At 36.1% G+C, this 13,426-nt stretch carries 10 protein-coding genes and 1 other annotated feature; of the genes, 4 read left to right on the forward strand and 6 right to left on the reverse strand.

Annotation, left to right across the window (positions count from 1 at the left end):
• The first annotated feature begins 226 nt into the window (after positions 1–226).
• Positions 227–1,228 (forward strand): catabolite control protein A, encoded by a 1,002-nt coding sequence (gene ccpA, locus DS031_RS01480; RefSeq protein ID WP_181832969.1) that lies wholly within the window; start codon positions 227–229, stop codon positions 1,226–1,228.
• Between the two features lie 42 nt (positions 1,229–1,270).
• Here ccpA and DS031_RS01485 read toward each other — a convergent pair whose 3' ends face one another.
• The 3 genes from DS031_RS01485 to DS031_RS01495 are packed head-to-tail and all read right to left on the reverse strand — an operon-like array spanning position 1,271 to position 3,722.
• The gene (locus DS031_RS01485) at positions 1,271–2,431 is read right to left on the reverse strand and encodes an acetoin utilization protein AcuC (RefSeq protein ID WP_113804152.1); all 1,161 of its coding nucleotides are present in this window, start codon (positions 2,429–2,431) and stop codon (positions 1,271–1,273) included.
• A complete protein-coding gene (locus DS031_RS01490) occupies positions 2,428–3,072 on the reverse strand; it encodes an acetoin utilization AcuB family protein (protein ID WP_113804153.1) in 645 nt (214 codons plus the stop codon). Before DS031_RS01490 ends, DS031_RS01485 begins: the two co-directional genes overlap by 4 nt.
• Before the next feature lie 17 nt (positions 3,073–3,089).
• The gene (locus DS031_RS01495) at positions 3,090–3,722 is read right to left on the reverse strand and encodes a GNAT family N-acetyltransferase (RefSeq protein ID WP_113804154.1); all 633 of its coding nucleotides are present in this window, start codon (positions 3,720–3,722) and stop codon (positions 3,090–3,092) included.
• 198 nt (positions 3,723–3,920) lie between these two features.
• On the opposite strand from DS031_RS01495, the gene acsA reads away from it, so the two are divergent.
• A complete protein-coding gene (gene acsA, locus DS031_RS01500) occupies positions 3,921–5,636 on the forward strand; it encodes an acetate--CoA ligase (protein WP_113804155.1) in 1,716 nt (571 codons plus the stop codon).
• A gap of 47 nt (positions 5,637–5,683) precedes the next feature.
• On the opposite strand, the gene DS031_RS01505 is transcribed toward acsA, so the two are convergent.
• A complete protein-coding gene (locus DS031_RS01505; protein ID WP_181832955.1) occupies positions 5,684–8,758 on the reverse strand; it encodes a transglycosylase domain-containing protein in 3,075 nt (1,024 codons plus the stop codon).
• A 137-nt stretch (positions 8,759–8,895) separates the two neighbouring features.
• Positions 8,896–9,120 (forward strand) — a binding site (T-box leader).
• 105 nt (positions 9,121–9,225) lie between these two features.
• Here DS031_RS01505 and tyrS point away from each other — a divergent pair.
• Positions 9,226–10,467, forward strand: a complete 1,242-nt coding sequence (gene tyrS, locus DS031_RS01510) for a tyrosine--tRNA ligase (protein WP_113804156.1) — start codon at positions 9,226–9,228, stop codon at positions 10,465–10,467.
• Between the two features lie 239 nt (positions 10,468–10,706).
• On the opposite strand, the gene rpsD is transcribed toward tyrS, so the two are convergent.
• Positions 10,707–11,309 carry a 30S ribosomal protein S4 gene (rpsD, locus tag DS031_RS01515; RefSeq protein WP_113804157.1) on the reverse strand — a complete coding sequence of 201 codons (603 nt, stop codon included), beginning with the start codon at positions 11,307–11,309 and terminating at the stop codon, positions 10,707–10,709.
• A 566-nt stretch (positions 11,310–11,875) separates the two neighbouring features.
• Between rpsD and refZ the strand changes: the two genes are divergently transcribed.
• The gene (gene refZ / locus DS031_RS01520; protein ID WP_245947140.1) at positions 11,876–12,538 is read left to right on the forward strand and encodes a forespore capture DNA-binding protein RefZ; all 663 of its coding nucleotides are present in this window, start codon (positions 11,876–11,878) and stop codon (positions 12,536–12,538) included.
• On the opposite strand, the gene hisJ is transcribed toward refZ, so the two are convergent.
• Positions 12,533–13,351, reverse strand: a complete 819-nt coding sequence (gene hisJ, locus DS031_RS01525; protein ID WP_113804158.1) for a histidinol-phosphatase HisJ — start codon at positions 13,349–13,351, stop codon at positions 12,533–12,535. The genes refZ and hisJ overlap by 6 nt on opposite strands.
• Positions 13,352–13,426: the final 75 nt, after the last annotated feature.

The raw sequence follows: 13,426 nt of genomic DNA on the forward strand, positions 1-13,426 counted from the left end.
GTAGAAGTTTTTTTTGCACTTTTCTTCCGGCCTGAATTTTATTAAAAGAGTGTGGAATAATAACCAATTAATAAAAAAATATAGTGAAAACGGTTAAATTATAAATTTTTTTCGAATTTTGTCGAGATAATAATTGTAAGAGATTGCAGACCTTAGCAATGTATCGTATGATAACAGTACAATTATAAGTAGATAACCTTTCATGGATAGAAAGTAAGGAGGATATATAATGAATACAACAATTTATGATGTAGCAAGAGAAGCCGGTGTGTCGATGGCTACCGTGTCACGTGTTGTAAACGGTAACCCAAATGTAAAACCATCTACAAGAAAAAAGGTGTTAGAAGCAATTGAGCGCTTAGGTTATCGCCCAAATGCGGTTGCAAGGGGATTAGCAAGCAAAAAAACTACAACTGTTGGAGTAATCATTCCTGATATTTCGAGCATATTCTTTGCAGAGTTAGCTCGTGGTATTGAAGATATTGCCACAATGTACAAATATAATATTATTTTATGTAACTCTGATCAAAATAAAGAAAAAGAAATTCATCTATTAAATACATTATTAGGAAAACAAGTAGATGGTATTGTATTTATGGGTGGGAAAATTACGGAAGAGCATGTGGAAGAATTTAAACGTGCCTCTGTGCCAATTGTATTAGCTGCAACAGTGGATGAACAAAATGAAACCCCATCCGTAAATATTGATTATGAACATGCCATTTATGATGCGATTAAAAGTTTCATTGATAAAGGACATAAAAAGATCGCGATGATTTCAGGACCGTTTGAAGACCCAATTAATAGTACAAAGAAATTTCAAGGTTATCGTAAGGCCCTTGAAGAAGCAGGCTTAGAAGTAGAAGATCAGTATGTGGCTGTAGGCGATTATACGTATGACTCAGGTTTAGAAGCAATGGAAGCCTTCTTGCAATTAGGGGACAAGCCAACAGCTGTGTTTGCTGCAACGGATGAGATGGCGTTAGGCGCTGTTCACGGGGCTCAGGATAACGGTTATACGGTTCCTGGCGATGTAGAAGTAATGGGATTTGACAATACACGTCTTGCCACAATGATTCGTCCAACTCTTTCTACAGTCGTACAGCCAATGTATGATATTGGGGCAGTGGCGATGCGTCTTCTTACAAAATATATGAACAAGGAAAGCGTTGAGGATAAAACCGTTATTTTACCTCACCGCATTGAATATCGAAATTCAACAAAATAATAAAGTAAAAGGACTAACGAGACGAGCGGTTAGTCCTTTTTATTATACAGTTCTATGCTGATGAATAGGAGATAAGGACCTATAGAGCATTTGGTTATTTTTTTCAGTGATTTCTACTTTTCTTGGAATAACAGGATATAAATCTTCAGGATCTTCCCATGAAGAAGGAAGAAGAACGGGTGCTTTGTGCTGCCAGTTTTGAATCCACTTGTTAGGAATGATACTATTTTGCGATGTTTCGTTCATTTCAAGCCATATTTTTGCCCACGCTCTTGGCACAACTCGCCAAATGTCATAGCCGCCGCCACCAACTGCAATCCATCGACCGTCGCAGTACTGATTGGCCACTTTGCGTGCAGCTTTTGGGATGGTTTCATATGTTTTCATCGTAACTGACAAATGTGTGAGTGGATCATAATAATGGGCATCTGCGCCATTTTGTGTTAGAATCACATCTGGTTTAAAATAAGCTGCAATTTCATGAATTGCAGTTTGGTAAATATTTATGAAAGAATCATCTTCTGTAAACGCATCAACTGGAATATTAAAAGAAAATCCATAACCTTGTCCATCTCCTCTTTCATCATAGTTACCTGTACCCGGAAATAAATAGCGTCCTGTTTCATGGATTGAAAGGGTACATACATTAGGGTCATCATAAAATGCCCACTGTACACCATCACCATGATGGGCATCTGTATCTACATAAAGTACTCTTGCATTATAATGTTTGCGAATCCATGCAATGGCGATAGCACTATCGTTATAAATACAAAATCCCGAAGCTTTTCCACGAAAACCGTGGTGGAGTCCCCCACCTAAGTTTAAAGCGTGCAGACACTTTCCTTCCATTACATGTTCAGCTGCTGTTAATGTCGCTCCGACAAGAAGTGCACTTGCATTATGCATGTTGGGAAAAATAGGTGTATCCTCTGTACCAAGTCCATAATTTGCTGCAGTTGTCTCATCCAATTGACCGATCCCAGCTTTTTTTACGGCATCAATATAGTTTTTATCATGAACAAGGGCAATTTCTTCTTCTGAAGCAAGTCGGGGGCTAACAACTTGTGAATCAGAAAGAGTTTGACATTCCTTTAACAAATCATAAGTAAGCTTTATTCTTATATGGTTAAAAGGATGATGATCATGAAATTTATAGGTTAACATGTCTTCTGAATAGATGAAAATTGATTGATTACTCATTTGTCTCCACCTGGCCCGTTTGGCGATAGTACATGATATCCCTCTTTTTGTAAATCCTGAATAATGGCTGTTGGATTCATAGTTTGTATTCGAAAGACAAGGATTTTATAGGCTTCATCATTTCCTGGATAAACGAGCACACTTGCAATATTTACTTTTCTTTTCCCGATAATAGAAGTCACCTTTGCCAACATACCTGCAATATTCTCTACTTTCACTTCAATTTGTGAGCTTGGTTGGTGAGCTCCAGTAAGGTGAATTAACGTGTGAAGCATGTCTGTTTCTGTAACAATGCCCACGAGTTTTGTTTGTTCGACAATAGGAATACAGCCAATTTTATTTTTTAAAAAAACAGCCGATAGTTCTTCTACAAAATCTAGAGGATGGGCGGTAATAATGTCTGTTTTCATAATTGTAGAAACAGGTTTTTCTAATTGATGGTGCAGTTCTTTTTTTTCAAATATAGAAGGAGCGGCATCACGAATATCACGATCAGAAATAATACCAATTAACTGATTGTCTTCATTCACAATAGGAAGATGTCCAATATTATTGATTTTAAGCAATGTTAATGCTTCATTAATGGTATGGTGTGGATAGATAGAAATAATTTCGCGCTTCATAATCATTTCTACAAACAAAAAACATACCTCCTTAATTAGTACATAAACCGATTTTGAAAGCGTAAGGCATCAAACTGCTGTACCGAATCTAAATCTATATTTTGACCGATTCTCGCCATTAAACAATTGGCAGGGTGGGAACAAATTTCAGGATCATCTGTTGCATACCAAATAAGGCCTCCTGTGTTCATCATTTTTTCCATTACCTTTCGATAATCCCATACGGAAAGATTTGTACCTTGAAGATCCCAATGCCAGTAGTATTCAGTTGTCATAATAATATAATTTTCCATTTGCTTATCCATCATCGAAACATAGAGTAACGTTTTACCGACTTTATAATCTCTAAATTTAGGAATCACTTCAATGGCGCCTAACTCTAATAGATTTTCCATGTTTCCTTCTGACCAGCGTTCCAATGGATCAGGAAATAAATATGTAACATAACCGACAATCATATCTTGATCTCGCGCGACAATAATCCGTCCTTCAGGAAGCGAGGCAATTTCTATTAGTGCTTGATGCTGTTCTTTAGGAGAACGAAATGCGACTAAGTCGTTGTGAAATTCATATTGTGTTAGTGTATTTGCTGAAATTGGCCCTTCAATAATTAATTTTCCGTGAGGTGTTTTTATTTCTTTTGCGTTATAAGTTTTTTTATGATCCATCACGGTACACCACCTTCAATAGCTCATCTCTTTTTAGAAGTGATCTGTTTTTTTACTTGCGATTTATTTACTAATAATTTTATTGTACGTGTTCAAATCCTTAATTTAAAGATAAATTTAATAAATTCAAAAATTGAGAATATTTTTAAATGTGATATAATATATATGTAAATTATTACATAAAGGAGAGATGGGGCAATGAAGGTGGAAGCGCTTCCTGCAGCGAACGGTGAATTTAACTTAAAAAATTATCCAGAAACTTATGAATCATTTCAATGGTCTGAAGTGGAAAAAAGCTTTTCATGGCATCGTACCGGTCTTGTAAATATAGCTTATGAAGCTATTGATCGTCATGCCGAAACAGAAAAGAAAAACAAAGTAGCTCTCTATTTCTCAGATAAAGAGCGAGACGAAAAATATACATTTAAAGAAATGAAAGATCAGTCCAATAAAGCGGCCAATGTTTTAAAACAAGTGGACGTGGAAAAAGGAGATCGTGTCTTCATTTTTATGCCTCGTTCTCCAGAATTATATTTTGCGCTTCTCGGTGCTTTAAAACTGGGAGCGATTGTAGGTCCACTGTTTGAAGCGTTCATGGAAGGTGCTGTTCGAGATCGTTTAGAGGACAGTGAAGCGAAAGTTCTTGTTACAACTCCAACTCTCTTAGAACGTGTGCCGGTAGAGGAGTTACCTCATTTAAAACATATTGTCCTTGTAGGAGAAAATGTAAATGAGGAAGGGCCTTATATAGACTTCAACAAACGAATGAAATCAGCAAGTAAAGATCTTACAATAGAATGGGTGGATCGTGAAGATGGTTTAATTTTACATTATACATCAGGTTCAACAGGAAAACCAAAAGGTGTCTATCATGTTCATAATGCGATGGTTCAGCATTATCAAACAGCAAAATGGGTTCTTGATTTAAAAGAAGATGATGTATATTGGTGTACAGCTGATCCCGGTTGGGTAACCGGAACATCTTATGGTATCTTTGCCCCATGGTTAGTAGGCGCTTCTAACGTCATTCGTGGCGGTCGTTTTAGTCCTGAAGATTGGTATAATACGATTGAAAAATATGGTGTAACGGTTTGGTACAGTGCGCCAACAGCATTTCGAATGTTAATGGGTGCAGGAGATGAAGTAATTAAAAAGTTTAATTTAAGTTCTCTTCGTCATATTTTAAGTGTAGGCGAGCCGTTAAATCCGGAGGTTATTCGCTGGGGTGTAAAAGTATTTAATTTACGCATTCATGATACGTGGTGGATGACTGAAACAGGTGCACAGCTTATTTGTAATTATCCTTCAATGAAAATGAAACCAGGTTCCATGGGAAAACCGCTTCCAGGAATTAAAGCTGCTATTGTAGATGACCAAGGAAATGAACTGCCGCCAAATCGCATGGGGAATCTGGCAATAAAAAAAGGCTGGCCGTCTATGATGCGTCAAATTTGGAAGAGACCAGAAAAGTATGATTCCTATTTCCTGAAAAATGATTGGTATGTTTCAGGAGACTCTGCGTATATGGATGAAGAAGGCTATTTTTGGTTCCAAGGCCGTGTTGATGACGTTATTATGACAGCTGGAGAGCGAGTAGGTCCGTTTGAGGTCGAAAGTAAACTTGTCGAATTTCAAGCGATTGCAGAGGCTGGTGTGATTGGAAAGCCTGACCCAGTACGTGGCGAAATTATTAAAGCATTTGTTTCCTTAAGAGAAGGCTATACACCTTCTGAAGAATTAAAAGAAGAAATTCGTCTCTTTGTTAAAAAAGGACTTGCTGCCCATGCAGCACCAAGAGAAATTGAATTTAAAGATAAACTTCCAAAAACGAGAAGTGGAAAAATTATGCGCCGTGTATTAAAAGCGTGGGAGCTTAATTTACCAACAGGAGATTTATCGACAATGGAAGATTAATAATAGGAAGGACCGAAACAAGCTGATTCGGTCCTTCCTATTATTTTTTAGTTATTATTGTTAGTTTGTTCAGTCGTATTGTTGTTCGTTGAAGAGGATGAATCCGTGTCTGAGGCTGGTTTATTTTGCTCATTTGAACTGGAGGTTTCGCTGTTATTATCTGCTGGTTTTTCTTGCTTCGGCTTTTCCTCAGGTTTTGGTTTCTCCTCAGGTTTTGGTTTCTCTTCAGGTTTTGGTTTCTCTTCAGGTTTCGGTTTTTCCTCAGGTTTTGGTTTATTTGCCCAATCCCCCACTTGCACAACTTTTGAACGCTCAGATTCTTTACCAGCTGCATCAACAGCTGTAACATAATATGCACTTACTTGATTTCCAACAGAAAACGAGGTTGTTCCATCAAAGGTGGCAACACTACCTACTTTTAGAAATTTATTGCTCTCATCAGCAGCTCGGTAAATTCTGTAACCAACAATATCATTCTCAGTATGGGTACTCCATGAAAGAGTACTGCCGTTTATCTTTAGACCTGATACTGGATTAGGTTGTTTTCCATTTTCTTTCGCTTTTTCCTGGGCCAGAACATCGATTTGTTCTAAATTATCTGGAATAAGATTTTCGACATTATCATAGCCTTTAAAATAATCTTTTTTAATCGTTACACCTTGTTTTGTGAATTCTTCAGGTGTTGTTTCTAATGATTGATAGTTTTTCCCATTAATGACAACATAACGAGAAGTAACTAAACTATCATCTGATTTAGTTGGTACAAACTTAACATTAAATAAGTCTGTTTCTACAAGTCCTGCTTCACGACATAAATCTGAAGCTAGAAGACCGGAAATTCCACAAATAGACCTTCTAACAATTCCACTTGGCATCTTAAACCGTTCCTCAGGGTCCATTAATGTTGGGTTTTGATCATATGCAGCATTTGCAAATAATGCCCATAGTCGTTGGTTGCGGCTTGCATAGTTACTTGTATCCATTCGCATCGGTTTATCAAAACCTGTCCAAACACCTAAGGTAACGTTTGGATTAGTTGCTACGAGCCATGCGTCTTCCCAGTTTTGTGTTGTACCTGTTTTTCCAGCCCAATCAGATTGGAATTTTAAATAACTTGGAACGCGCGCAGCAGTTCCGCCGCCATAAATAACATCGCGCATCATATCAATCGTTAAATAAGACGTTTGTGGACTAAAGACATCACGAGGCTTTGACTCGTGTTGATAAATAACTTCTCCATCTTTTGAAACAATTTTATTAATCATATACGAATCAACAAACTTACCGCTGTTTGCAAATGTTGCATAAGCATTTGTGTTTTCCTCAATTGTAACCCCTCTTGTTAAGGCGCCAATTGACATTGAATAGTTCGTGCGATCTGAGCCCATTAATGATGTAAAGCCCATTTTTTCCAAGTAGCCAGTTGCTTTATATGGATCCATTCTTAAAAAGGTTCGAATCGCAGGGATATTGTGCGACTTTTTGAGTGCTTCACGTGCTGTTACTAAGCCATAAAATCGACCTGTGTAGTTTTGAGGATTCCATCCACTTACTTCATTTAAAGGAGAGTCAACTAAAATATAGCCAGGCTGAACTTTTCCTTCTTCCATAGCGGGAGCATAATCAAGAAGCGGTTTCATTGTTGAACCATTGGGACGATAAGCTTGTGTAGCATGATTTAATTGGGATTGCTCATAGTTTGTACCGCCTACAAAACTAATAATTTTGCCTGTACTATTTTCAATTAACATTGCTCCAACTTCCATTGGATAAGTTTTTTGAACCTTTTCCCCACTTTCAGGGTCAGTGACTGTAAGAGTTCGCGGATTTTCAAAATATCTCCAATCATCTAAAACACTATTTTTTGCTGTTTGCATTCCATCATAAATGGCTTTATCAATTGTTGTATGAATTTGATATCCATTTCGTCGAATATCTTTATCAGCCTGCTCTAACAATCCATTAAAAAGATTATAATCGTTTTCTATTTTGGCAAGATCTAAATTTTCACGCTGAGCAATAGATTCTAACGATTTCCCAGTGACACGATGTTCAAATAATGCATTATAGTAATGTTTATGGTTGACTTCCAGTTCAGCACTGTTATACCCTTCCTCATCTGCTAAATGTTTAGCTAACGTATTAATAGCTCTTCTTTCAACTTCAAATGTTAAATAAGGGTATTGTTCTTGAGGTGATGGCTTTGGATCTGCGAAGTCATCAGCAATATTATAAGCCAGCGCCTCTTCATACTCTTGTTCTGTAATATAGTTTTCAGTTAACATACGGAATAAAACAGTTTTCATACGATTTAATGCTGGTTCAATTGATTCTTTTCTTGTTCCATCAGAATAAAAAGGGGTATATCCAAACGGACTTTGTGGTAAGCCAGCTAAAAAAGCAGCTTGTGGTAAATTTAGGTCTTTTGCTGACACGTCAAAAACGCCTTGGGCAGCTGCTTCAATTCCAGCAATATTTCTGCCAGAAGAATTACGGCCAAATGAAACAACATTTAAATAGGCTTCTAAAATTTCATCTTTTGAAAAAAATCGTTCTAACCGGAGTGCTAAGAGCATCTCCTTTGCTTTTCTTTCAAATGAAACTTCTCTTGTTAAAATTTGATTTTTTACTAATTGTTGGGTAAGAGTACTTCCGCCTGTTTGAACAGCTGAATTTGCTACTTCTTGTAAAACTGCTCTTCCGATGGCTTTTGGTACAATCCCCTCATGTTCATAAAAATAGGAATCTTCTGTCGCTACCACAGCTTGCTGTGCGTACACTGAAATATGATCAAGTGAAACTTCTTCACGATCAATATCTGATCGAAACTTTCCTAACAGTTGATTATTTAAAAAAAACATCTCACTTGTTTCTTCATAGTTATAGATATCTTTTTTCATTGTCTCATAACTTCGAATAGGCTCACTTTTAACAAGGGAAGCAAAGTATCCTGCCCCAACTCCTCCTGCAAAAAAAGCCCCCATCATAATAAAAACTAAGAAAATTAGAAGTAAATTCCAAGTGACTTTATACGTAATTCGAATGCTTTTCAGCACCCCTTTTTCTGATAATGTATGAATAAAGCGCCTTATTTTTTCAAGTGCATTTGAAAATTTCAGCATGTATAAACCTCCTTAATAATAACGGTATTTATTATAGCATAATCTCTTGATCTGTTGAAAAATAGATTGTATAGATTTTATTAAGAGTTGACATATTCAAACAGTTTATGATAAAAATTTAACTAATGAATAAAACTAAACAAGCATTGAATGGATTCAGTAGTGTTTATCTCCCTGTTAGTAGAGAGCTGATGGTTGGTGAAAATCAGTACAAAGATAATCATGAATTACATCCAGGAGCTTTCTTTGTGAACATCGGTTGATTAAGCAAAGAACGGTTTTTACCGTTATCGAAATGAAGTGGAAGAAATGTTAAATATTTCTTCAATAAGGGTGGTACCGCGATTAAACTCGTCCCTTCTATAATTGTTATAGAAGGGACGAGTTTTTTACGCTTTAAGAAAGTTCATGTTATTACAGAATTCAAAGATAAAAAACCATTCTTAGAGTAAAAGGAGGAAATTATTATGAAAAAAGAGATTGTCTTAACAGAAGAGCAGAAGCAGGAAGTAGAACACCAGCTAAAAGTATTACAGAGGGGTGTCGTTAATATCGTTCCTGAAGAAGACTTAAAGGTAAAAATAGAAAAGTCTATTGCAACTAATACACCATTGAAAATAAAATTAGGTCTTGATCCTTCTGCTCCTGATGTACATATTGGACACACAGTCGTACTTCATAAGCTGCGTCAATTTCAAGAGTTAGGTCATGAAATTCAGCTGCTTATTGGTGATTTTACAGGGAAGATTGGTGATCCAACAGGGAAGTCTGAAACAAGAAAGCCGTTGACTGATGAGCAAATTAAAGAAAATGCGAAAACATATTTTGAACAATTTGCAAAAGTAATTGATATGAAAGAAACACGTGTTTACTATAATTCAGAGTGGCTTAGTAAATTGAATTTTGCAGACGTTGTAGAACTTTCTGCAAAAATGACAGTTGCTCGAATGCTTGAACGAGATGATTTTTCAAAACGTTATAAAGAAGGACAAGCCATTTCTGTTCATGAATTTTTCTATCCACTTATGCAGGGATATGATTCTGTTGCATTAGAAAGTGATATTGAACTTGGCGGTACAGATCAAACATTTAATGTATTAATGGGGCGTCACTTACAAGAAGAATACGGAAAAGAAAAGCAAGTTGCAATGATGCTTCCGCTTCTTGAAGGATTAGACGGAGAACGTAAAATGTCTAAGTCACTAGGAAATTATATTGGTATTGATGAAGATCCTAATGATATTTATGGAAAAGCGATGTCTATTCCTGATGAGCTTATGATGAAATATTATGAACTTGCAACAGAGATTCCAATGGAAGAAATAGAGGAAATGCGTAATGGTTTAGAAAATAACACGGTTCACCCACGTGATTTAAAAATGCGTTTAGGTAAAACATTTGTCGAAATGTATCACGGAAAAGAAGCTGCTGAAAAAGCGGAAGAACATTTTAAAACGGTTTTCCAAAAAGGAAATCTTCCAACAGATATTCCTGAAGTAAGCTGGACTGGTGAGGAAGAAGTATGGGTTGTGAAGTTTTTAGTTGATCTTGGTCTGCAAAATTCAAATGGGGAAGCACGCCGCATGATTCAAAACGGCGGGGTGAAAATTAACCAAGAAAAAGTAGAAGATGTGCAGCTGCAGGTAAAACCGGAAAACGACATGATTGTTCAAGTTGGGAAAAGAAAGTTTGTGAAGATTAAGAAGTAAGCTGTTGGCTGATAAGCTAGAAAGATTTTGCCTCCGACGAGCGAATTTTTCATTCGCTGTCTTTCAGTCCTAGGCTGAAAGCTGAAAGACAGAAAAAGAGACTAAACGAAACGAGAACATGTATTTTCTCTAAATCGTTTAGTCTCTTTTCCTATTCGTAGTTAAATAAAAGCGGTCCAATAATTTTAAGTTAATAAATAAAAAAGACATTGGAGTTTTCTCCAATGTCTTTTAAGGTCTTAACGAGAGTAGAACTCAACGATAAGAGATTCGTTAATTTCAGATGGTAATTCAGCGCGTTCTGGTAAACGGTTGTAAGTACCTTCTAATTTATCAGCATCAAACGTTAAGTACTCAGGTACGAAGTTGTTTACTTCTACCGCTTCTTTAACGATGTCAAGATTACGAGACTTTTCACGTACACTAATTACTTGACCAGGTGCTACACGATAAGATGGAATATCAACGCGTCCACCGTTTACTGTGATATGACCGTGGTTTACAAGCTGACGCGCTTGACGACGAGTACGAGCTAAACCTAAACGGTAAACAAGGTTATCTAAACGAGATTCAAGAAGAATCATGAAGTTTTCACCGTGGATACCAGCCATTTTACCAGCATCATTAAAAATGCGGCGGAATTGACGCTCATTTACTCCGAACATATGACGAAGCTTTTGCTTTTCTTGTAATTGTAATCCATACTCAGAAAGTTTTCTGCGTTGGTTTGGTCCATGTTGACCTGGAGCGTAAGGGCGTTTTTCTAACTCCTTACCTGTTCCACTTAATGAGATGCCTAAACGACGAGATAATTTCCAACTTGGTCCTGTATAACGAGCCATAAATAGCTCCTCCTTTATCACTATTTTTATTGCATAAAATAAAAACAGTGTTCGTAATCCTTTCACATGCTCATTTTGTTTTCACACACCCTCACTTCGACAGCGGGAAGTTACACGATGCACCTCAATTGCAAAAGCAATATTTGAGAAACAAAATGAAAAAATACATATGAAGTTTACGCTGCTATCTTTTATTTTACACAAGGGACATTATATGATGTTTTAATAGATAAGTCAAGCAAGGCTTTTTATGAATAAGTCAAAATTGACACTTCCATACATTGAACCTTTTGATGAATAGATACTTCACTGCCCCACCAGTTCTTCAATTTTATACATAATCAGACAAGAAGAAGGATGAAATGTAAAATATTCCTAGTATTTGTCGTGCGGTTTTTAAAGGAGGTTACCTGAAGGGCATGGAATGTTTAATATAGAGATTAACTGTAAATATTCGACATAACCTCACGTTCTTTAGAAGGGAAAGGGAATTTATATAGTGAAGAAGTTGTGAATGTTTTAGAATTTTTGCTTGTTGCTTAATAATATGATTGGAGTGAGTGATCGTGGAAGAAAGTATTACTAAACAAAAGGTGATAGAGGCAGCGATCGCACTTTTTAATTCAAAAGGTTATAATGGCACATCGGTTCGCGAAATAGCTTATAAAGCAAAAGTTAATATTTCGTTAATTTCCTATTACTTTGGAGGAAAACAAGGGCTTTTAGAAGATTTAATTGCTGCTTTTTTTGAAGGATATGTTGCAGAAATTGAATCTTCCTATCAAAGATTGGAAACGATTTCTGCAAAAAAATGTTTGCAAGAAATTATCTTAAAGCTCCTATCTTATCAACAAAATCATCATCACCTTGCTAGATTTGTTCACAGAGAAATTACACTCGATACGATACTTGTTAGAGAAGTAATGACAACCTATTTACGAAAAGAAAAATATTATTTTAAAGAAATTTTAGTTCGTGGATCGATTCAAAATGAATTTAAAAAACAGCCAGTTGATTATGTGATTATGCAGTTAAAGGGGATGCTGATTATGCCTTATTTACATCCCCAATATTTAAATGAAGTTTATTATATAAATGCCTATGAAGAATATTTTAAAGAACGTTATACAAAGTTATTGATGGATTGGATTGATTTCTTTATTTGTCGAACACATGGTATAAAAAAACAAGATGGAATGCCTTCCTTCTTTCCTGTTTTATCGTCATAAGTTTGGTCTTGCTGCAAAATGAGGTAAATACAGCTTATTATATCCTTGACCTAATCCCTTTGCACTATGGGCGTCAGATCCATAGATGAGAGGGATCTTTCTTTTGAGCGCTTCATTAACAATCCAAGCTGACGGATAAGAATCACCACATAAGGGCTTTACAAAACCGGCTCCATTGTAGTCTAATTGATAGTTTGCTGCTTTTATTTCCGTTAAAAGATCAATGAGTTGTTCTTCAAAGTAATTCGAGACAGGAAACTGCTTTTTAAATTTATGCACAAGTGTGATGTGGCCAATTCGCTTTGGTTTGTAGGAACCAAGATCTGCATGAATCGATTTTTTAACAATTGAAAAATAAAGGCGGTAAATGTTTTCTGCAGATCCAACTTTTTCAATCATTTCTGCAAAGGTTTCTTCACTATAATCTAAGCAGTAATATTGATTGTTAAGTGGAAGAAAATGCACAGATAAAATAGCATCATCAAGATGTTTCCCCCAGTTGTTTAAAAAGGCTTTCGTTTCCTCTTCAAATCCAATCAGATAGTCTACTTCAAGGCCTGCATGAATGGCTATTTTTTTTTTGTATTTTTCTTTTAAATATTCAATTGTTTCAAAATAGGAAGACAAGTCTTTCAAATTCATTGCACTATCTTTTAATGGTGTTGGATCTTCAAACCCTTCAGGAAGCGGGGCATGCTCAGTAAAAGTTATACCTTTTAACCCTAATGATAGAGCTTTCTCAATATACATTTCAAATGTATCAGTTGTTCCATGTGGACAAAAAGGGGTATGAATATGACCGTCAAAAATCATGATTGATCGCTCCTTTAATTATAGTAAATTGGTTTTTAACCATATTATCTTAAAAAAGTTAAAGGATAATTTCTG

This window comes from Bacillus taeanensis (assembly GCF_003318295.1).
GTDB lineage: Bacteria > Bacillota > Bacilli > Bacillales > UBA6769 > Maribacillus > Maribacillus taeanensis.